General features: G+C 41.3%; 26 protein-coding genes. 2 read left to right on the forward strand and 24 right to left on the reverse strand.

Going from position 1 to position 21,215, the window contains the following annotated elements:
* Positions 1-61: 61 nt before the first annotated feature.
* Genes HBHAL_RS10725 through HBHAL_RS10740 form a run of 4 tightly spaced genes read right to left on the reverse strand, consistent with a single transcriptional unit; the run spans position 62 to position 3,816 of the window.
* Positions 62-1,102, reverse strand: a complete 1,041-nt coding sequence (locus tag HBHAL_RS10725; protein WP_014643432.1) for a C45 family autoproteolytic acyltransferase/hydolase — start codon at positions 1,100-1,102, stop codon at positions 62-64.
* An 18-nt stretch (positions 1,103-1,120) separates the two neighbouring features.
* Positions 1,121-1,954 (reverse strand): alpha/beta hydrolase, encoded by an 834-nt coding sequence (locus HBHAL_RS10730; protein WP_014643433.1) that lies wholly within the window; start codon positions 1,952-1,954, stop codon positions 1,121-1,123.
* A 13-nt stretch (positions 1,955-1,967) separates the two neighbouring features.
* On the reverse strand, positions 1,968-2,840 hold the full coding sequence (locus HBHAL_RS10735) for a gamma-glutamylcyclotransferase (protein ID WP_014643434.1): 873 nt from the start codon (positions 2,838-2,840) through the stop codon (positions 1,968-1,970).
* A gap of 34 nt (positions 2,841-2,874) precedes the next feature.
* A complete protein-coding gene (locus HBHAL_RS10740) occupies positions 2,875-3,816 on the reverse strand; it encodes a P1 family peptidase (protein ID WP_014643435.1) in 942 nt (313 codons plus the stop codon).
* 78 nt (positions 3,817-3,894) lie between these two features.
* On the opposite strand from HBHAL_RS10740, the gene HBHAL_RS10745 reads away from it, so the two are divergent.
* Positions 3,895-4,167: an acylphosphatase gene (locus HBHAL_RS10745; protein WP_014643436.1), complete on the forward strand. Its 273-nt coding sequence runs from the start codon at positions 3,895-3,897 to the stop codon at positions 4,165-4,167.
* A 47-nt stretch (positions 4,168-4,214) separates the two neighbouring features.
* Here the strand turns inward: HBHAL_RS10745 and HBHAL_RS10750 are convergent, their stop codons facing one another.
* The 7 genes from HBHAL_RS10750 to HBHAL_RS10780 all read right to left on the reverse strand — a co-directional run bounded on the left by HBHAL_RS10750 (position 4,215) and on the right by HBHAL_RS10780 (position 9,885).
* Positions 4,215-4,955 (reverse strand): SDR family oxidoreductase, encoded by a 741-nt coding sequence (locus HBHAL_RS10750; RefSeq protein WP_014643437.1) that lies wholly within the window; start codon positions 4,953-4,955, stop codon positions 4,215-4,217.
* Positions 4,956-5,095: 140 nt separating this feature from the next.
* Entirely contained in the window at positions 5,096-5,335 is a 240-nt protein-coding gene (locus HBHAL_RS10755) for an indolepyruvate ferredoxin oxidoreductase subunit alpha (protein WP_014643438.1), read from the reverse strand.
* Positions 5,336-5,489: 154 nt separating this feature from the next.
* Positions 5,490-6,044 carry a histidine phosphatase family protein gene (locus HBHAL_RS10760; RefSeq protein WP_014643439.1) on the reverse strand — a complete coding sequence of 185 codons (555 nt, stop codon included), beginning with the start codon at positions 6,042-6,044 and terminating at the stop codon, positions 5,490-5,492.
* A gap of 83 nt (positions 6,045-6,127) precedes the next feature.
* Complete coding sequence (locus tag HBHAL_RS10765; RefSeq protein ID WP_014643440.1) at positions 6,128-7,723, reverse strand: amidohydrolase; 1,596 nt, start codon at positions 7,721-7,723, stop codon at positions 6,128-6,130.
* Between the two features lie 103 nt (positions 7,724-7,826).
* The gene (locus HBHAL_RS10770) at positions 7,827-8,030 is read right to left on the reverse strand and encodes a DUF6501 family protein (protein WP_041601333.1); all 204 of its coding nucleotides are present in this window, start codon (positions 8,028-8,030) and stop codon (positions 7,827-7,829) included.
* Between the two features lie 84 nt (positions 8,031-8,114).
* Positions 8,115-8,723 carry an alpha/beta hydrolase gene (locus tag HBHAL_RS10775; protein WP_041601655.1) on the reverse strand — a complete coding sequence of 203 codons (609 nt, stop codon included), beginning with the start codon at positions 8,721-8,723 and terminating at the stop codon, positions 8,115-8,117.
* 97 nt (positions 8,724-8,820) lie between these two features.
* Positions 8,821-9,885, reverse strand: coding sequence for an AbrB family transcriptional regulator (locus tag HBHAL_RS10780; RefSeq protein WP_014643443.1), 1,065 nt, complete (start codon positions 9,883-9,885; stop codon positions 8,821-8,823).
* Between the two features lie 57 nt (positions 9,886-9,942).
* Between HBHAL_RS10780 and HBHAL_RS10785 the strand changes: the two genes are divergently transcribed.
* Positions 9,943-10,611 (forward strand): GNAT family N-acetyltransferase, encoded by a 669-nt coding sequence (locus HBHAL_RS10785; RefSeq protein WP_014643444.1) that lies wholly within the window; start codon positions 9,943-9,945, stop codon positions 10,609-10,611.
* A gap of 38 nt (positions 10,612-10,649) precedes the next feature.
* On the opposite strand, the gene HBHAL_RS10790 is transcribed toward HBHAL_RS10785, so the two are convergent.
* The 13 genes from HBHAL_RS10790 to HBHAL_RS10850 form a co-directional block, all read right to left on the reverse strand.
* Entirely contained in the window at positions 10,650-11,231 is a 582-nt protein-coding gene (locus tag HBHAL_RS10790) for a TetR/AcrR family transcriptional regulator (protein ID WP_014643445.1), read from the reverse strand.
* Positions 11,232-11,336: 105 nt separating this feature from the next.
* On the reverse strand, positions 11,337-12,296 hold the full coding sequence (gene msrB, locus HBHAL_RS10795) for a peptide-methionine (R)-S-oxide reductase MsrB (protein ID WP_014643446.1): 960 nt from the start codon (positions 12,294-12,296) through the stop codon (positions 11,337-11,339).
* Positions 12,297-12,385: 89 nt separating this feature from the next.
* Positions 12,386-12,856, reverse strand: a complete 471-nt coding sequence (locus tag HBHAL_RS10800) for a YqfQ family protein (RefSeq protein WP_231853945.1) — start codon at positions 12,854-12,856, stop codon at positions 12,386-12,388.
* 126 nt (positions 12,857-12,982) lie between these two features.
* Entirely contained in the window at positions 12,983-13,669 is a 687-nt protein-coding gene (locus tag HBHAL_RS10805; protein WP_014643448.1) for a uracil-DNA glycosylase, read from the reverse strand.
* Between the two features lie 130 nt (positions 13,670-13,799).
* The gene (locus HBHAL_RS10810; RefSeq protein WP_014643449.1) at positions 13,800-14,048 is read right to left on the reverse strand and encodes a DUF2584 domain-containing protein; all 249 of its coding nucleotides are present in this window, start codon (positions 14,046-14,048) and stop codon (positions 13,800-13,802) included.
* Positions 14,049-14,073: 25 nt separating this feature from the next.
* On the reverse strand, positions 14,074-17,190 hold the full coding sequence (locus HBHAL_RS10815; protein WP_014643450.1) for an AAA family ATPase: 3,117 nt from the start codon (positions 17,188-17,190) through the stop codon (positions 14,074-14,076).
* Positions 17,191-17,193: 3 nt separating this feature from the next.
* Positions 17,194-18,348, reverse strand: coding sequence for an exonuclease SbcCD subunit D (locus HBHAL_RS10820; RefSeq protein WP_014643451.1), 1,155 nt, complete (start codon positions 18,346-18,348; stop codon positions 17,194-17,196).
* Positions 18,349-18,384: 36 nt separating this feature from the next.
* Positions 18,385-18,606 carry a YozE family protein gene (locus HBHAL_RS10825; protein ID WP_014643452.1) on the reverse strand — a complete coding sequence of 74 codons (222 nt, stop codon included), beginning with the start codon at positions 18,604-18,606 and terminating at the stop codon, positions 18,385-18,387.
* A 114-nt stretch (positions 18,607-18,720) separates the two neighbouring features.
* The gene (gene tatC / locus HBHAL_RS10830; RefSeq protein ID WP_014643453.1) at positions 18,721-19,479 is read right to left on the reverse strand and encodes a twin-arginine translocase subunit TatC; all 759 of its coding nucleotides are present in this window, start codon (positions 19,477-19,479) and stop codon (positions 18,721-18,723) included.
* 80 nt (positions 19,480-19,559) lie between these two features.
* Positions 19,560-19,754: a twin-arginine translocase TatA/TatE family subunit gene (tatA, locus tag HBHAL_RS10835; RefSeq protein ID WP_014643454.1), complete on the reverse strand. Its 195-nt coding sequence runs from the start codon at positions 19,752-19,754 to the stop codon at positions 19,560-19,562.
* A gap of 50 nt (positions 19,755-19,804) precedes the next feature.
* On the reverse strand, positions 19,805-19,990 hold the full coding sequence (locus tag HBHAL_RS10840; protein ID WP_041601335.1) for a twin-arginine translocase TatA/TatE family subunit: 186 nt from the start codon (positions 19,988-19,990) through the stop codon (positions 19,805-19,807).
* A gap of 128 nt (positions 19,991-20,118) precedes the next feature.
* Complete coding sequence (mobA, locus tag HBHAL_RS10845; protein WP_014643456.1) at positions 20,119-20,715, reverse strand: molybdenum cofactor guanylyltransferase; 597 nt, start codon at positions 20,713-20,715, stop codon at positions 20,119-20,121.
* Positions 20,712-21,206, reverse strand: coding sequence for a dihydrofolate reductase (locus HBHAL_RS10850; protein WP_014643457.1), 495 nt, complete (start codon positions 21,204-21,206; stop codon positions 20,712-20,714). Before HBHAL_RS10850 ends, mobA begins: the two co-directional genes overlap by 4 nt.
* Between the last annotated feature and the right edge of the window lie 9 nt (positions 21,207-21,215).

Below are 21,215 nucleotides of genomic sequence, written 5' to 3' on the forward strand. Positions count from 1 at the left end.
GAGTATAGTGTATCATGATATTACTTCGATGGAGTATTATTTACAAGATCATTCAAAAAATTCATTTGTCGATATAAGGAAGTGGTTCTTTGGTATCTAACTGCCCGAGAACTCGTTTAATTGGTGACCTGGTCCCTTTCATCCAATCGCTCAGACTGAATGTGACTGGAGTGCTATCTCCTCCAAGCCCAAAAAGCATAGTTAGAGACTCAGGGTAATAACACGCCGTATGAATAGTACCTGACCACTGGCTGTACCTCTTCGAAAAGATTGGATGCCTGGTTTCATTCAGGTACTTGAAAGCTTCTCTCCCTGTGGAAAGTTGAGGATGGCCTTCTCTTAAGGAACGGAGGCGGGTATGGGATTCTTCCACGTGGCGACGGTTTTCCTGAGGAATGACTTCAAAGTGATTCGTACATACACTTTCCTGCCGAACACGAATCCCTCTGGGCGAACCCTCTACAATTCTTGAATTTCCGCTCCGATCATAAAGGACATAATTAAAGGAATGACGGTGGGGAAGCTCCTTTAACCACTCAATCGCTTCATCCGTGGTCATACAATTTTCAAGTAATATTCGTGTTAAAAGACAACAGATCAAACCATCTCCTGGTTTAATTCGATTAACAAAATTATACCCTACGCAAAGACCGTATTCATTCATTCCATCCGTTCTACCGATGATACGTTGGGAAGGACCAATCAAAGCATGACCTTCCGAAGGCTGAAATAGAACAAGACGTCCTTCATAGGTTTTCGGATGATAATCGTAGTTACGAGCAAAGAAGTTCTCTTTAGCCATAATGGAGCATCCTGAGTGAACCCAGTCCTGCTGCCAGCCGCTGAATTCATGAACAACCTCCTCCAGCGGCCATCCTAAACCGGCTGAAAGTCCTTCTAATTCAGCCCACAGCCCGCTTGAATATTTCATAAAAAAAGCTTTGGCTTCCTTTTGATTGACCCTGTATTTACGCATGGATTTGGTTCTTCGGTTTCGGTACTTAGTAAGCAGCGGATTTTCTTGCAGCTGCTCGGCCTGATAACGTCCGAATGCATAATGACTTCCCTTAAACTGGATAACGTCTGTATAAATCTGTTTCATTTTTTTCTCCTTGAGCCCCTATCCCTTAACCCACTCCCTAATAGAGGTGTGAAAAGCGGGATCGTGCAGAATATGATTATGATCGGTGTCTTTAACAATTGTCATGTTCATCCCAAACGTATCTTCATACCATTCGCTTAAACGCTCCGGATGAACTACTTCATCATGCTCTCCTACGTAAGTACGTACTCGGTCTTCCATTCCTCGAAATAAGTCTGTCGGCACTTCCTCGAGAAAGCGGGACATCATCAAGCGGAAGCTGAGCGATAGCCTTCCTGTATGATGGAATTCATCCGGGATTTGAGCAACCGTCCAATTCAAAATGCGCTTTACTCCTAATTTGTACAATACCATTAGAGATCCTGCTTTTTTCTGATACACAACATAGTCCACATCTGTAGAAGGTTTAAACTGATCCGTAGCATCATTACGGTAAACAGAAAGAGTGGGATGGAAAAAAGGAGAAATAAATAAGTAATGATCAGCTGCCTTAGGATTTCTATGAATCAGCCTTAACAAATTAGCACATCCCATCGAGTGACCCACTAATAAAATTTGATCATACCCTTTTTTCTTAACAAAATGGATGAAGTCAAATAAATCATCATCAAACTGCTCCATATAAGAAAGGTCCCCGCGAGGGTTCAATTGATCGTACCCTCTCAATATCGGTAAAAATACATCGGCTTCTATTTCCAGCGATTCAGCAAATTTTTCCTGGTGGTTCAACTCAGCGGTAATGCCATGGATTAGGATTACAGCTCGATTTTTGGGTCTGTCTTTTTCAAAAGAGACATAATGCAAATGAGAAAAATCTCTTGCCGTATATGTTTTCCAGTTTGTTTTTACCATGTCTTGATCTCCTCTATTCCATTTGCTGGAGGTATTTTGTAAATTCATTCACAGGGAGCTCATGCTGAAGCCGCTGCTCCAATCGTTCCATGTAATTCTTACTTAAATAGTAACGTCCTCCGCGATGGATTTCTCTTGCGTAATGCAGGGGAGGAGTAAGATTTTCTTTTTTGTGAATAACGGTAAACGAAAGAGCTTCTACCACGGGGCCATTATGAAGAGTCACTTCAACTACTACCGGTCTGTAGACCTGGTTTGTTACACCTTCCCGGCGAAATAAATAATCAAGAGCTTTCCCCGTAATGTTATAAACCACTCCCTCTACTGAGTCTCCGCTTCTCTCGATAATATCTGCTCGCCCTCCATCAGCACGGTGATAAGAAAAGCCCAGATGATATCCTTGCAGTTCAGCTCCACCTTCAATTTTCTGAAATAAGTTCTGAACACCGCTTTTATAGAACCGCTCCTGGTCCATACATGATCCGAAAGCGAAATAATAATAGGATTCCTTCTTTAATAATTGTTCCACCTTCCAGTCTCGGTGAAGAACTGGTTTTCCTTCCGGTGGATGGGGATAATAATAAACGTACGCAGAATAACTCTTCTGCTGCGTATGAACCGCTGACGTTTCCCGTTTAAATAATGAATCTGGATCTTTCTCACGGTATCCTTCCAGTCGATCCAACTGTTGTAACATGCCTTCATCAATTTCGTACAATTCCCCATAAGCAAGAGAAGCTTCATTTTTTATTAAGAGGGGATAATAAGAAGATCCTGAATAAAGCTCGCCGCTCGTCCAGGCTTGTTCGGATATAAGAGAAGCTCCTTCGAGGAAATGATGATTTTGTTCATTTTTGCGCAATGATCCATAAACAAACGCGTACAAATTCCTGCCTCCTTGTTTCTACATTAACTCAAATTCAACTGTCATTAATAGCTTGAGCACCTTGAATGGCACGAAGTACAGCCTGCTCCACCACATGAGCGGCTAAACTTGAAAGACCATTTAGATCCACCTCTACTTCATTTGTAGTTAATGTAAATAAAGTGTCTCCATCTACAAATGTATGAGAGGGACGTATGGTTCTTGCAAGTCCATCATGAGCAAGGGCAGCTATTTTATTAGCTTGTGGCTTGGTCAATTTAGCATTAGTTATAACAGATCCTATCGTTGTATTGCCACTAAATCGGTTTGTGTCTGTCTTTTCTATGGATTGAATCAGCACATTCTCCGTTCCTAAGAAGCGCCCTTCCTTCTGAACGCCCGCCACAATCTGTCCTGTTTCCGGATCAATGACGTCACCAAAGCTGTTCACAGCTACGACAGCTCCAATTTTCAAATTTCCAGCCTGTACCGCATAACTGCCTAGTCCGCCTTTCATGGCATGATCTGGTCCCAGAACTTTCCCAACCGTGGCACCTGCACCTGCTCCCTCAGTGCCTTCCTTAAAAGGAACATGGGAGAATGCATTTGTACAGGCTTGATACCCCATCTTCCGGTCCGGACGAATTCCGGATTCACCTGTATGAAGATCAAACAAAATCGCACCAGGGACGATCGGAACCCTCGCAACCTGCACATCAAAACCGATGTTATGTTCCTCAAGGTATTGCATAACTCCCGTGCCCACATCCAGCCCATAAGCACTTCCTCCTGAAAGAAACACGGCGTGTACTTCCTCCACCAGGTTTTCACTACGGAGCAGGTCTGTTTCTCTAGTTCCAGGCGAACCCCCGCGAACGTCTACGCCTCCCTTTGCCCCTTTTTCACAAATCATAACAGTGCATCCTGTCTTCGCATGAGAATCTTTAGCCTGACCGATACGGAAACCTTCTATATCCGTTAGTTCGATCTTTTTCATATCTTTCACCTCTTTTAGTTTTTATGTAGTAAAGAATGGGGAAAACTTCAATATACCAAATGCAGGAGGTGCTTCTAAATGGAAAGAAATCATTTAATTGTTCACGGCAGAGTACAGGGAGTAGGCTTTCGTGCCTCGGCCAAGCAAATTGCCGACGAGCTTGATATAACAGGCTGGGCTAAAAACAAGTCAGATGGAACGGTTGAAATTGATGCTGAAGGCGAAGGACGCCAGCTGAAACAATTCATAGATAAAATAAATGAAGGTCCTACACCCTTTGCCAAAGTTCAAGCTTTGGATATAACCGAGAAAGAAGTAACCAATAGTTATGATAGTTTTCGGACCATTTAATAATCTTGACCGCAGGATATCCTGCGGTCAAGATTTTTTATTCCCTATTATTTTTTGTGCATTGGACGCACAATAACCTCATTTACATTGACATTAGAAGGCTGTGTTGCCGCATAAGCAACAGCGCGTGCAATGTCATTCGCTTCTAGAGGATCCATACTGCGATCTTTGAACATATCAAGGACTTCACCATCTGTGATATGTTCGGTCAATTCTGTATCTACCGCTCCCGGTGAGATGTTTGTCACTCGAACTCCTGAGCGTGACAATTCTTTTTCCATCCCCATGGAAAGAGCACGAACTGCATATTTCGTTGCACTGTAAACCGTACTTGAAGGAAAGACTTCATGGCCGGCGACAGAAGATACATTAATAATGTGTCCAGCATCCTGGTCCAGCATGACAGGAAGAGAGGCATGAATGCCAAACAGTACTCCTTTAATGTTCACGTCAACCATTTGCTCCCACTCATCTACGTGGTCATTTTTTAAGAAAGATAAAAGCATGACGCCGGCATTATTAACAAGGATATCGACACTTCCGAATTGATCCTTTGTTTCTTTTACAAGCTGCTCTACATCTTCTTTCTTGGTGACGTCCGTTTCCACTACTTTAGCTTCTACATTATAGGATTCTGTAATTTCATTCGCTAATTCCTGTAATCTCTCGGATCGCCGAGCTGCAAGCACCACATTGGCACCTGTGTCAGCAAGATGATGGGCAATCGCTTTTCCTATTCCGCTGCTTGCTCCTGTAATGATTGCTACTTTATTGCTTAGTTTAGTCATAGTGTTCCCTCCTATTAAAAGCTTCTCAAGATATTTACCCTTTTTAATTCAATCTTATTCATACCCCGGACGATCGCAAAACCGTGAACTATAAAAAACCGCCTCTAAATAATAAATAGAGACGGTTTTAAGTATGAATGTTATTGTTCTTCAAAGAACTTACGGTTTAACTCGATGTATTTGTTTTCTTCTTCTGGTACTTCATCCTCTATATAAATCGCTTCAACCGGACATACAGCTTCACAGGCGCCACAGTCGATGCAAATGTCAGGATCAATATAAAACATATCTTTACCTTCTTCTATACAATCTACAGGACACACATCCACGCATTCCCCGGCTTTTTCATCTTTACAAGGGGATGTAATAACAAATGCCATAGATATTCTCCTCCTTCTAGTTGTTAAATGTGTTTAAATTACTATTCACGTTAATTAGTTTCAATAAACACTAAATTCTATGATAACGACTATAGTATAAATTAGCAATTACTTCCGCTAAAATTCGATTAAATTAAGCAAATTTCCCGGGGGGCTAGTAATTCTCCTGCCAAATTCGCTCTACCATGTATTCTCCCCCCTGCTTCTGCACTAAAAACATATCAGGGTTTGATAAACGTTTCCATTCATAAAAACCGATCTCCCTGTTATACTTTTGCAACAGCAAAGCAAGAAGATTGCCGTGTGTGACAAGAAGTACATTCCCGCAATCCTCTTGTTCAAGCTCATCTACAAGGGAGAGGATTCTCTTTTTTGCTTCCTGTGATGACTCACCGCCTGAAAATTTTAATTCGGGATCTTTGAACGTATCATGCAGAACTTCTTCCCAATCATCCAGGGGTTCATGGCTTAAGATTCGCTCCTCTAGACGCTCATCCGTTTTTATGGACAATCCTTTACTTAAGGCAAAAGGCTTAATTGTTTCGATCGCTCGTAAAAAAGGGCTGGAAATAATATGATCAATTTCATAACCGGATTGATCAAGAAAATTAGCTAACACCTGAGCCTGGCGGACCCCTGATTTCGTCAGCGGAGAATCCTCGTGCTGCCCTTCTGTTTCACTATGGCGTACTAAAATCAATTTGTCCATTTTCTCCATCCTCCCCTTAAATTAACCTTATCCTTATTATCGCTGATGGGAGGAGTGTTGACAAGGAAGCTCAGGAGAAAATGTCACTTTTTATACACTCTTTTCCCTCTATGCCAGGTTTCTACAACTTCTATAGTATTAATTTCTTCTACAGCAACCTCTTTAGGGTGCTGGTCTAATAGGATAAAGTCAGCCTGGTAATCCGCTTCTATTCTGCCCTTTTCTCTTTCTCTGTATTCAAGTTCTGCCGGAGTATTGTAAAAACCTGAGAATGAGGCGTCCACCGAAAGTTTCTCCTGCGGCATCCAACCGCCAGGCGGCTGACCGTCCAGGTCCATCCGATTCACAGCCGTGTAAATGGACACGAGCGGATTAATAGCACCAATCGGAAGATCGGAGCTGAGTGTAATCGGAATTTGGGCTTTATATAAACTTTGAAAAGCATCGCAATAAGGAACAAGTTCTTCAGGCGTCCACTTTTCTTTTTTATCCCATTCTCCTAACAAGAAAGAGGGCTGGGTTTCAATATAGGGTTTTAAATCTGTTAATCGACGAAGCAGATCAGGTGCAAGTGTCTGAGCATGAATGATTCGATGTCTTCGATTGCTTGTATCCACGCCATCCTGTTCAAGGGCTTCGATGGCTTGTTCAACTGCCCTGTCACCGATGGCATGCATAGCTACCTGCATGTTGTTTTCGGAAGCAGTTCTTACCATGTCGTTTAACTCCGACTGGGAATAAATTAATGTTCCTTGTGTATCTGGCGCTTCAGGATAGGGATTTCTCATGGCTGCTGTGAACAAGCGCTGCGTGCCGTCAAGAAAGATTTTAACAGCACCGACTTTTACTTGATCCGTTCCATCTCCTGTTCGCATAGCGCTTCTATCCAAATAGTGATGAAGATCATCTATATTGAAAATATAATGGTGAAGTTGTGCATCGATCGGAAGCTTACCTTCCTGTTCTAATTCAGTATAAGCCTGCCATAGTTTCTCATAAGAACCAATAAAATTAATGTCGTCACTGTGAACCGAAGTAACACCTACTTCACTTAAGTAAGGTACTGCAGCTGAAATCGCCTCCTTGGCATCCTCTACTGAACGCCCCCAGAAATGGTGCTTAATGTAATGGACGGCAGTATCTTTAAATCGACCGGTCCAGTTCCCTTGGTCATCTTTTTCCTTAAATTCTTCCGGCTCTTTCTCAAACCCTTTATCGTTTCTAAGTAAGTCCATAGCCTGCTCACTAATGACACATTCATGTCCATCCTGGTGCATGAAATAAATATAGGAGTTTACCTGTATTTCACTTAAGTCCTTTGCTGTAAGTAAATAATCTATGTCATCGAATTGAGCATCATTAAAACCTTTTCCAAAAATCCAATCATATTCTTCCATTTCATCATAATGATTTTCCACAAGGTTTTTCATTTCTCGCCAGCTGGTTACCTCTGTTAAATCCAACTCTTTTTTTAAGAGACCAAATCTCAACAGGTGCATATGGCTGTCATTAAAGGAAGGGGCCAGCACCTTCCCTTCTCCGTCTATGACATTTTTATCTCCTTTATAGGGGCTTTTATATACGGCCATGATTTTATCTTCTTCTACGTCTACAGCATATCGGGTGTTTTCATCGTACTGGGATGATGGCTGGTAAATTCTAATATTATCAATTACCATATTCATTGCTCCTTTATACCTAATATTCTATATCCATAACTTCCCCATATCCTGCTCACTAAACATAAAAAAACCGGCAGCGCGTAAGCACTGCCGGAAGAGTTTATACTTCTTTAAAGTATTCTTTGTAAAAGCCGCCCATACGACCCGAATTATCAATAACAAAATAAAATTCTTCACTTTCATTTTTAACATCATACCTTTTACCAGGCGTTAAAACATTTTCTACCACGAATTTGGCCGCATCATTATGGACGCATTCAATCTGCTTAATTGTTGGGTTGTTTTCCCAAGTCTTGTGAATCATACTTTTCATCCTCCTTATTCTTCTGTATCCCTATCATACCTTGAAAAGGAAAGAGGACTCAATCGTTACAAACACTTTCATTCATTAGATTAGGTGTTTTTCATACCAGTTTCTTCCTGCCTTCACTTCTGATTCGGTCAGCTGATGTCCAGATCTTTCCCAGTGATCTGTCAATTGTGCCCCCGCATCTTCCAGCATCTGTTTTAAATCAACGGTTTCTTGAGCTGGACAAATGGGATCGTTTTCGCCGGCTCCAATAAATACGGGCAAGGATTTCTGAACAGGGAGCTGTATGCCTCTCCTTGGAACCATTGGATGAAACAGTAATGCACCTTCCAGGCTTTTTTCATAATGAAATAACAAACTTCCAGCTATATTGGCTCCGTTCGAATAACCAATAGCCACTACTTTATTGCGGTCAAAATCGTACGCATCTGCAGCTTCAGCAAGAAATTCGTTTAACTCTTTTGTTCTGTTGATCAGGTCTTCTTCATCAAAAACTCCTTCACGCAGACGTTTAAAGAAACGGGGCATCCCATTTTCTAAGATGTTTCCCCTGACTGATAAAACGGAAGCGTCAGGATCAATCATGGAAGCAACGGGAAGTAAATCCTTCTCCGTCCCGCCAGTGCCATGCAGCAACAGCAGTACACGTTCATTTCCAGGCTTTCCTTGCTCGAATATATGCTTCATTTTCATAGTAGATCGCTTCTCCTTTGCATTATTCTTCACCTAGCTTATCGTCGAATATCAGTTTATCTTTAATTCGAGATATTGTCAAAGAGAAGACCTATACGGTTTTGGGTAAGAACTTTTGGTAGAAAATAGGCAGAATGATCACGATGGTAAGTAGACGTATCATTTGCAATGAGCTTACAATGGCCGGTTGTCCACCCGCCGCCTGAGCCGTAAGAGCCATTTCCACCAATCCTCCTGGAGCAAGACTTAGCACAGCGGTTACCAAATCCATACCTGTCCACCAGGAAAGCAAAAATCCAAGAGCGATTCCAAATGCTATAATCATAATAGCCAACCCAAAATACAGCAGGCAGTATTTCCCTGCGTGTAATAGATCTCTTATAGAAACTGAATGGCCAAGATGGACACCTATCATAATTTGAGCAGCAATAAAAAATAAATCCGGCAATTGATAGAGGGGAGTACCAATAGATTGAAGCAGCCCAATGATAAGCATAGGAACAATAACTAAAGCTGCCGGAATCCGAGCTTTAAGTAAGTGTGCGATAATATATACCCCGCCATAGATGACTATAGTCCATAACGATTCTTCCTGCGTGTTGGAGTTCATAATGGAAGAAGAAGATTGATAAAACCAATGGGTAGCTGCAAAGGGAATAATAAATAATACACAAACCAAGCGTATCGTATGAAAAATAGTAACGAGGACTGTATTTGCTTTTAATGATTCACTGACTGCCATCATGGCAGAAAGCCCTCCAGGTGCACTCCCAATTAAACTGGTTGAGATATCGATTGCTGTTTTTCTTGAGATGAGATAGGCTAAAAATAAGCTGAGAGAAATAAGCACAAGAGAGAGTAGTGTATAAGGAATAAAATAAGGAACGACTAAGGTGAACGTTTGTGTGGTAAAAGTGAGGCCTATCTGAATGCCAAGCAGTGCAAATGCTGCGTTTCTTATCGATACGTGACTGGTTGTTTCATAATTGCACCAGTATTTCAGCATGACCAGCCCGGATACTGGACCAAGAATCCAGGGAAGAGGAAGATTTAACAGCCAGAATATGATCCCGGCAGTTAGCGCTAACGTATAGGTAAGAATAGACTTTTGGATAGAAATATTTGGAACCTCCTCACTTCTCTCATTGTACTTCACAACCTGTTCTCACAATCCTATACATATCAAATAAGTTTGGAAAGGAGTCTCCCTAAAATGGATAAATGGATTTACGGTTACGACCGTGCTCGTTCCCGTTTTAATCATCTGCACCTGCGTAATTATTACGAAAATGACTTCGAAGATCTAATTCAAATTCAAAAAAAAGCGTTTCCTCCCCCTTTTCCACCAGAGCTATGGTGGAACAAAGAACAACTGGCTAATCATTTGGAAATCTTCCCACAGGGATGTATTTGTATAGAGGTAGATGGGGTGGTAGCAGGTTCCATGACCACAATGATAACGGATATGACCAATGAAACCATCGATCATTCGTGGGATTCGATGACAGGTGAAGGCACTATGAATACGCATAATCCAGAAGGAAATACTCTTTATGTAGTTGATCTGTGTGTGGACCCCGATTACCGTTCTTTGGGGCTTGGACGGCAGCTCACTCAAGCGATGTATGAGAACGTCGTTCACTTGAACCTTGAACGTCTCGTCGGTGGCGCAAGGATGCCGCTCTACCATAAATACCATCAGGAACTTACCCCTGAAGAATATGTGAATCTCGTCATCCGCGCTGAGATTAAGGACCCGGTAATAACATTTTTATTAAAGTCTGGTCGTTCTCCCATCAAACCGATGGCTGATTATATTAAGGATGAAGAGTCCTGCCATTACGGATTACTAACAGAATGGCGCAACCCCTTTTTCGGTTAATTCAGGAAAAAGCCGCTTCCAGTACAGGTAGCGGCTTTTTATTGACCAGGCTTATCGGCAACCCCGTGTTCAATCATCCCAAAAAGCTGAGAAGCTAATTCATCTACTCCCAGTCTCTTTCGGTTAGGGAATAAAATAGAGTGAAAAATCAAGTCACCGATCAAACCTGAATCTGTATTTTCATTCCATATACCCGTTTCTTTTGCATCGGAGATCCAATTCATCATCAAATCATAGGTTTTCATTAAATCTACATCCAATTCATTTTTGTAATAGATCGCCGCATTTTTATCGCTTGACTGCAGATCCTGAATCATTTTGTCAATTTGATAGATTTGAGCGTGTTCTAAAATAATTTGCAGCAATTGGAACAATTTGTGATTAGGGGGATCATCGGAAGGAATTCGATCAACTTTATCATTCATTTCCTTCATCATGTTTTTCATATAGGCCAGCAGAAGCTCATCTTTATTCTTGAAATATTCATAGAGTGTACTTCGTCCAACTTCAAGTAGATCAGCTATCTTTTTAAAATGAACACCATGTAAGCCCTCTGCTTGCAATACTTCGCCTGTTACATCTAATACATCCTGTTTCGTTAAAGCTTTCTTTCGTCCCAAAAAGAACCCCTCCCCTCTTATTTTATTATAGCATTTTCCTGCAAAACCAGAGGGAAGGAGGATAAGATCCCAATACGTGTTTAAAGGAACAGTTATTCTGGCTCTTTATTCAAATAAATGAGTTAAATATCCATATCCCTTTTCTTCCATGTCATGTTTAGGAACAAATTCTAATGCAGCTGAGTTAATGCAGTAACGCATCCCCCCCTGTGCTTTTGGCCCGTCCTCAAACACATGTCCAAGATGGGAGTCAGCGTATTCACTTCGCACCTCCGTTCGTCTCATTCCATGAGAAGTATCCATTTTTTCTTTTACTTCCTGGGTTTCAATAGGTTTCGTGAAACTCGGCCATCCGCATCCTGCATCATATTTATCTTTGGAACTGAACAAAGGCTTCTTCGATACAACATCTACATAAATACCTTCTTCTTCATGATCATGATAAGCATTTTGAAAAGGTCTTTCCGTTGCATCTTCCTGGGTAACTTTGTACTGGATATCACTCAGACGCTTCTTCAGCTCTTCCTGATCCTTTTTATAGCCCCAGTGTTCTTTAATAAAACCTGCACGTCCGGAACCTTTTTTATATCGCTTATAATGAAAAGCGTTTTTCTTATGATAATTCTGGTGTTTATCTTCTGCTGGATAGAATGTCTCAGCAGGAAGAATTGGGGTGACAATCGGCTGTTTGAATTTACCTGATTCTATAAGCTGCTGTTTGCTTGCTTCAGCGATTTGACGCTGCTCTTCATCGTGATAGTAAATCGCCGTCGTATAGGATTCTCCGCGGTCTGCAAATTGACCGCCATCGTCCGTTGGATCAATTTGCTGCCAGAATAGTTCGACCAGTCGTTCGTATGGAAATACGGAGGGATCATACGTGATTTGCACCGCTTCCTTGTGACCCGTCTGTTCGGTGATCACATCCATATAGGTAGGGTTTTCCGTGTGACCTCCGGTATATCCGGAAACAATAGAGTCAATTCCTGGTCTTTCATCAAATGGCTCAACCATGCACCAGAAACATCCACCTGCAAATGTAGCTATTTTCAATTCATTATTCATTAATAAGACCTCCAATGCGTAGGTTGTTACATGTAAGCATGTCCTTATTCTTGCTAATAAAAGAAAAAAAATCAAGCCACACGCACAGCCTAGATGTAAAGCTTGGGCTGTGATGTGCCTTGACGCCTTCTTTTAGAAGAAGAAGCGGTGCTTTTGGATTGACTGGACGATTCAGACTTCGCGCTTGAAAGTGATTCAGACCCGAGACTTTCTTCTGCCTCTTCTCCGTCTTCTTCATCCGGTTCATTCATAATTTTCATCATATTAATCATGGCAGGAATATTCTTTACCATCGGTCCATACTGCTGAACCATAGGCGCGGCACTTTGCATGGCTTTTAATGCTGTCTGCATATGCCCTAACCATCCTGCTCCGCCTGCTTTAGCTGCATTGCCAGCCGCTCCTAAAGCTTGTGTCCCTAAACCAGCTCCCCCGAAACCTGGTGCACCGAAACCTGGCGCACCGAATCCTGCTGCACCGAAACCAGGAAAGCCTCCGGCACTTCTAACTCCTTGATTTAATAAGGGGGCCATTGATCTCATCATACCCTGTGGTGCCATGTAGGGCTGGGGTCCGGGAAACATACCCATAGGAGGGAAAGGCGGTTGACCTGTCGGAAACATTCATAACCCCTCCGTAACTTAAGATACTGTAGCATATGCCCGCTTCCGTAACTTGGTATGGGCTTACGAATTTTCGGGGTTTGCAGGAAGTGCCCAGTTAATGGGCTCCTCGCCAATTTCCTCCAAGTACTGGTTCGCTTGCGAAAAAGGGCGGCTGCCAAAGAAACCTCGATGGGCAGCTAAAGGGCTCGGGTGAGGGGCTGTCAATACTTTATGTTTAGAGCGATCGATGGATTTCCCTTTCTTTTGAGCGTGTTTCCCCCATAGAATGAAAACAATAGGTTTCTCCCGCTGATTTAACATACGGATCACTTCGTCCGTAAACCTTTCCCAACCCATCCCCTGATGAGAATGTGCCTGGTGGGCCCTTACCGTTAATACATTGTTAAGTAAGAGTACGCCTTCTTTAGCCCAGGAGACTAAATGGCCATGAGACGGTGGTTCAATTCCAAGATCTTCTCTTAATTCTTTATAAATATTTTTCAGGGAAGGAGGAATGGTTACTCCTGGCTTAACAGAGAAGCTGAACCCATGGGCCTGTTCAGGTCCATGGTAAGGATCCTGCCCTAAAATGACGACTTTTGTGTTTTCATAAGATGTATATTGCATAGCCGAGAAAATTTCATACATATCAGGATACACATTATAACTTCCATATTCTTTTTTTAATTTCTCCCGAAGATCCAAATAGTAGGGTTTGTGAAATTCTTCTTCCAGAAGATTTCCCCAATCATTATCCAGGACTTTCATGGAAATAACCCCTCTTTCTATCAGAATATAATGGTGCGAAGGTGGAAAAGTGAAATTATTTCCTTTATCATCGATCTACTATTTCCCGGGTAAGCGCATAATGCGACATCTGCCCCTGCATATTTGATCACTAATTGACGGAATGTAGTGAAACGAGACGGTATTTACAATAAGTAAAATGATTTTTAAAGGTTAATTCCTCGATTATACCCGCCCCAAGCTGTTCTGATTTTAACGTGCGTTTAATTTCAAGCTTTTCATTTAAAGGAAATATTCGATACCCCTCAAACACGATCTCAAACAAATTATCCTCATCGTTTAATCTTTGTTCTTTTCCATTCGTAATCAAAATCCATTCCATAGATAAAGGTGTGGCCATCTCCTCTTCCCCTTTCTTCATTCTCTTATTGAAAGACAAATTCGACTGAGGAGCCAGCAGGTCCTGTTTGGATTTGCAATTTAGCCGGAATTTCTTCCTTCAACTGCGGAACATGAGAAATAATACCTAACATTCGATTGCCATCCTGAAGACTTCTTAAACAATCAATGGCCTGCTCCAGCGATACCTCATCTAAAGTACCGAACCCTTCATCAATAAATAACGTGTCAAGCTGTACTCCTCCCGCGTGGGACTGGACAACATCAGCCATGCCAAGAGCCAGACTAAGTGAAGCTTTAAACCCTTCCCCTCCGGATAAGGTCCGCACGGAACGTTTTTGGCCCGTATGATGATCAATCACTTCGAGATCCAAACCGCTTTGAGCTCCCCGTTTAGCTAGAGCATCGCTGCGCACGAGCTGATAACGATGATCTGTCATCTGATCAAGTCTTATATTAGCCTGAACGATGATTTCATCAAGAAAAGCAGCTAAAACATATCGTTCAAGTGACAAACGAAGATGATTATCCCCTCTGGATAGCTGAGCAAGTTCTGCAATGTCATAGTAGGCTTGAGCTAAATCCCCCTGTTCTGATAACAAAGTTTCCATGGTGGCATAAACCTGTTTATTTTGTGACAAAGCCATTTCCAGTTCATTCACGATCTGCTGCTGTTTAGTCAGCTTTTGTTTTTCTTCTTCCCATTTAGTATGAAGAGCCTCTAAATCCGGTTTTTGCTGATCAGCCAGCTTTTCATTCAAACTATGCAGACGTTCCTGAATAATTGCTTTCTGCTGCTTATACTGATCAATCTTTTCCTGCTTTTCTTCAATAGATTCCTTAGATAGAAGAGAGTTTTGATAACTTTCGACATTGGAAAACTGAAATTGAACGAGCGTTTGATTAAACTTCTCTTTTCGAATTTCTTCTGCTTCTTGTGCCTGCTTCACATATTTAATTCCTTCTTCTTCAGCCACTTTAGCCTGCTGCAGCTGATCGCGCAGCTTAGAATAGCGTTTTTGAACGTTTTCCCACTTCTTCAGCTCTTCTTTATAGGAATCTTCTGCTTTCTCTGTGAGTTGTTTTAATTTTTGCGGATTGGTCGTTTCAAAAGAGTAGTTTTCCTGGAAGGACTCTTTTTGCGTCTGTAATCGAGTTTGTTCTTGATAGCTCGTATGCCACTCCTGCTGAGCCTTCTCAATTTTACTATTCAGCTCTTCCTCACGCTGTTCAATATTTTCAAGCTTTTTCACAGACTGTTCCATCTCTTCAGCTTGCCTGGCCAAATCTTCCGATAACTTCCTTTTCGTATTTAAGCTTTGCTCACTTTGCTTTAACGCGCTTTGAATAGAGGCTTCATCCATAGCACCTACCACTTTTTTATACTCCTCAAAAAGTGTATCCGTCAGTTGCCGCTGCGTTTCTCCTTTAGACTTGACTTGGACCGCTTCGTCCTGCATCTGCTGAAAGGATTTTTGTTTTTCATCTGCCTCTTGCTTTAACTGTTCAAGCCGGGTCTGACTGACAACTTGAGCAGGCTGAACAGCAGGCGCAGGATGATGGGAGTTTCCACAGACCGGGCAGGGGGCCCCATTTTCCAATTGAAAAGACAGCGTATAAGCATGGTGCTCACGAATTTCTTCAAGCGCTGCTTCATAATAGCTTTTAGCATTTTTCTGCTCTTTTTCCATCTGCCTGAAATCTTTCATAAACTGCTGATAGGATGCTCTCATCTCTTTTAATACATCCCACTCTTTTGCTAAACGTTTTAAATCCTTAACCTGCTTCGTCAAATGTACAACTTCATTCTTAACTTCATACATTTGACTGGTAACTTTACGCTCATCTTTACTTATTTCTTTTAGTTGATGCCGTTCTGACTTTAGGCGCTTTAGCTCTTGCTCTAAAGCAGTTACCTGCTCCTTGCTTCTGGTAAGTTTTTGAGTCATTTCAGTTAACTGGCTTTCGATCTTAAGGAAATGAGTTAATTTATTTCTTTCTTCCTCTTTTTGCTCCCATTCTTTCTTTAAATCCTGGCGTTTCTTTTCCTTTTCTTCAAGTTCTTTATGCTCCTTTTCTATATTAGAAAATTCAGCTTCAGTACGTATTCTATGCTGGGCCTTTGCTTCCTGGTCTATTTCTGCTTTCTTTCTCTCCTCTTCTCGATCTTTCCATTGTTGTTCAAATCCTTTCACTTCATCTGCCTGCCTGGCCCATTTGAGCTCTTCTTGAAGAGCACTCATAGAGCTTTCCTGTGATTGCAGCAGCTTTTTCTCTTCTAAGAGTTTTTGCTGTTCAGTAAATTGTTCATGTAGATGTCTGGCTTCATGGAACTGGGTCTGTAACTTATCCGTAGATGAAGACAAAAGCTCTAATTGACGTTGTTCCTGTTTGATCAGACTATTCTGATTCTCCATTCGCTTGCCTAATAAGTCGATAATTTTTTGCGGTTCTTCCTGCTCCAAAGTAACTTCTGCTTCCGTGCCCCAATGGATTTTGCCAACTTCCTGTTCAATTTTCCATTGAAATTGCTCAATTTCTTTTTCTAGTGTTTTGGACTGGTCTTTTAAGTAATCGGTTAACTCAGAATAGAATTGTGTTTTAAATATTTTTTGCAGTATATCTTCCCGCTCTTTACTATTCTCTGAAATCAACTTTCTAAATTCACCTTGAGGGATCATGATCATTTTTCGAAATTGATCATAGTCAAGCCCCATCACTTCTTCAATGTAATCATTCACTTCTTTTACTTTAGTAGCCATCAGCTTTTCATTATCCAAATGTGTAATATAGAGTTCTGCTCTAGCCGGTTCTTCTTTCCAGCCCTCCCCGCGCTCTTTTCTTCTCATCTGCTTAGGCATGCGGACAATACGATACAACTTTCCTCTTAATTCAAAAAGAAATTCAACATAGGTAGACTCTCCTTCTTGCGCAAAATGACTGCGCATGGAATCTTGATCACGATCACTCCCGCTTGCACGCCCATATAAGGCGAAGCACATCGCATCAAATATCGTCGTTTTCCCAGCCCCTGTAGGGCCCGTAATTAAGAAAATGGCTTCTTCTCCAAGGGAAGAGAAATCTATTCTCTGTTTATCACGGTAGGGACCAAAAGCCTGGATGGTTAATGTAATGGCTCTCAAAGGTTACTGCCCCCTTTCTTCTTCTTTTAACGCATCAATTGCCTGACTGATTAAGTTCTTTCTATGTTCAGAAATCGTGTCTCCTTTAATATCTTCATAAAATGAGCGGAATAATTCTTCATGAGAAAGTCGCTGACGCTCTTTAACCTTATTTAATTCATCGATCTGCGTATTCACGGATGATCTTCGTCTCTCGAGGTGTAGAATATTCGGATATACTTTTCTTAGTTTCCCCATGGGATCAATAAGCTGACCGTCATCCAATAGTCTAATATGAAGATAATTATGAGGACTCGTCGCTGCTTCTCCAGAGAGTAAATCTTCAAAATACCCTTCAACTATTTCAAAATCGCGAAGGGGATAAAGTGGTTTCTTTTCAAAAGTAAGATCGTTTTCCTCCTGCAAATCTATAATGGTCACTGATTTTTGGTGATGCACCTCTGAAAAGGAGTATTTAAGAATGGAGCCGCTATATCGAATATGATCATATGCCACTCTTTGAGGCTGATGAAGATGACCTAAAGCTACATAGGAAAAATCTTTAAAGAGATGTGCGTCTATGTAGGGACTCCCGCCAATCATGGATAACCGTTCCTCCGATTCACTCTCCATTCCGCCTGCTAAGAAAGCATGACCGATCCACACGTGCCTTTCCGCCATGTTATACCTCTTCTGGATATCCTCTATTAATCTGGAGGCAGCCTCCTGGTGGCTCTTAATCTCTTCATCTTCAAATACGGCAGCTACTTCTGCAGGTTCTACATACGGAATAAGATGAAAGTGGACAGGTCCTTGAGAATCATAAAGAGTGATTGGCTCACGATCTCTTTTTAACTTTGTATCCAGAAACAATCCTTGCCTCCGAAACAATTGAGAGCCAAACTCCAGTCGGTCGGGACTGTCATGATTGCCCGAGATCGCGAGCACAGGGATTTGAAAGTCATTGATTAATTTGGTAAGCACTTGATTCAGTAAATCAACGGCCTGCTTAGGGGGAATCGAACGATCATAAAGATCACCTGCAATAATAATCACGTCCGGTTGTTCTTCCTCCACAATCTCTATAAATCTATCCAAAATAAACGCTTGATCGTCAGTCATATGAACGTAGTTTACAATTTTACCTAAATGCCAGTCCGCTGTGTGCAATATTTTCATGTAAGCTGTACTCCTTCCTCGCAATCATTTCTCTTTTTAATTGTCTTCCTCAATCAAATAGGTGTCGTATAAGCGATCAAACACCGATAGAGCACTAGGAAAAGGAATATTCCATTCTAAGTACCGGCTGATCTCATCGTACGTCTTGGCTTGCTTAGGAAAACTGTGATCCTGGAACATCCAATCTGCAAGTTTTTTCTCGTCATTCTCTGTTCGGTTTCCTCGATAGCGCATCATATAGTGATAAAAGGACCTCATTAATTATTCCTCCTGAATTTTTGTACCTTAGTTTTATCATGGACACACCATAACTGCAAAATGATACCTATAAAAAAGAATCCTCGTTAAGTTTTTCAGAGGATTCTTACAGTGCTATTCTTCTTCTTTTTCCATATATTCCTGATGGTTTTTCAATTTATTTCGGTAAACGATACGCGATAATATAATACTGACTTCGTACAACACAATTAATGGCACAGCCACTACCAGCTGAAGAATAAAGTCAGGCGGGGAAATAATGGTACCAATAATCACTAGAACAAAATATGCGTATTTCCTGATTTTCACTAACAATACCGGGTTCACAATTCCAAGACTCGTCAGAAACATGGTCAGAATAGGAATCTCAAAGAGAACCGCAAAGGGAATCGTTACACGGAATAAAAAACGGAAATATCTTTCCACCGTGAAGATTTCATTGAACATCCCATCGTTTAACGATAAAAGGAACGGTAATATAAACTGAACAAAAACCAGATACCCAAAAGCTAAACCACCTATGAACAATAGGAATATAGCCGGAATATAAGACAGAGACACCCGTGTTTCCTTAGGGGTCAATGCCGGTTTAACGAACAACCAGATTTGTAAAGTTAATATAGGCAGCGTTCCTACAATCGCAATTAGACTGGCAATCGTAAAAACAATCCATATAATTTCTCCAGGGCTTGTCATATGAAGTTCAAAAGGAAGGTCATTCACAAAAAATCCCTGGATCGGCCTGACATAATACAATCCAGCCGCAAAGAACGCTATAAAAAATACAAGCGTCCAAATAATCCGCTTTCTTAATTCGGTTAAGTGATCCGTTACATTCATTTCTATATCTTGACTAATTTTATTAGCTGCCAAATCATCCACCTCCAGGCCTTAAGACGCAGCCTGACAAAAAGAAGATGTAAGGATCAGGCCCTTACACCTTCTTTATTCATTTATTCGTCTTTATTTTTGTTTTCGGATTTATTACTGCTGTCTCCATCGGACATAATGTCCCCAGTCGCTTTTTTAAACTCTTTCAGAGAACTGCCAAAAGCTTTGCCGATTTCCGGCAGCTTTGAAGGTCCAAACACAACCAGTGCAATAATTAATATCAGGATGAGTCCTGGCACACCAATGCTCGATAACATGGTTCATCCCTCCAATTCTTATGTTCTTTCATATGGTAATAATTTAAGTATCAGTCATTTTTTTGGTCGGACGGCTTATCTTTTCCTTCATCTGTCAAGTCACGAGCGGAATTCTTAAACTCCTTTAGCGTTTCTCCCGCTGCTTTGCCAATCTCCGGAAGTTTCTTAGGTCCAAAAATAACAAGGGCAATGGTTAAAATTAATATTAAGCCTGGGATTCCAATACTTGAAAGCATATCTTTCACCGCCTTTTAAGAGTAAACCTGAATGATCAATCGTTTTATAAAAAGAAAAACTACACATCCAATCGTCATTTAACGGTTCTTTTCCTATCATATCACGATCTTGTCCAAATGTCTTGGTTTCATAAAATTTTGCAAATCTCCTGAGCTTTCCGGTAATCTTCCGGGGTATTCATATTAAAAAAATGACGATTCACAACTTCACTCGGAAGAGGCTGAAAATCATTTACATAAACCGATTGGACCTGCTCTAGCAAAAGACTTACCTTGCGCTCTCCATTATGAAGTAATGTTTCAATAATGGGAAGACAGGACTTACGGTAAATACCAGATAGCGGCTGAAGACGACCCTCATATTCCGGGATTACAGCATCAATCGTTTGGTCTAAGAAAGAGGATAAGTAGTTATAGACGCTCTCATGAATAAACGGCGTATCGCATGCTGATAAGAAAAACCATTCTTCCTCTCTAGACGCCATTACTGTGTGAAGACCGCCAAGCGGCCCGGCGTCCTGATAAATATCCTGGATGGAGGGAAGGGGTAAATCCGGACCTTCATTCTGATTCATCACTACCGTTGAAACAGTCTTGTGCAGTTCATTTGCAATACGTACCGCTACGGTCTCTCCGCCCAGATTCAGCCAGGCTTTATCTTCTCCCATCCTCGTAGAGCTTCCGCCGGCAAGGACCACGCCGCAACCATTTAACTCTTCAATCATGTTTTCTTCCGATCGTAGGTTCTGAAATAATAATCGTAAGGGTTATTTTCATCTTTTTTCCCCTTGTCTTCATCAATGAGCTCCCAATCTTCTATATTAAATTCAGGAAAATACGTATCTCCCTCGAACTCGGCATCAATATAGGTCAAATACATTCGGTCAGCATAAGGGTACATTTTCTCAAAGAGAACACTTCCCCCTATGACGAACCATTCTTTTTCCGGTTGTTCTTTTTCAAGCTTTACTATATCCTCAATTGAATGAATAACTTCACACCCATTATGAGAATAATTCTCGTTACTCGTTATAACGATATGCTTCCGCTCCGGAAGAGGTTTACCAAATGATTCAAATGTTTTTCTTCCCATGATAATCGTCTTTCCCCAGGTCTTGTCCTTAAAAAATTTAAAGTCGTTAGGAATATGCCACGGAAGATCATTATCCTTTCCGATCAAGCGATTTTTATCCATTGCAAAAATAAATGATATCATTACCTTCAC

It is taken from the genome of Halobacillus halophilus DSM 2266 (genome assembly GCF_000284515.1).
GTDB classification, from domain to species: Bacteria; Bacillota; Bacilli; order Bacillales; family Halobacillaceae; genus Halobacillus; species Halobacillus halophilus.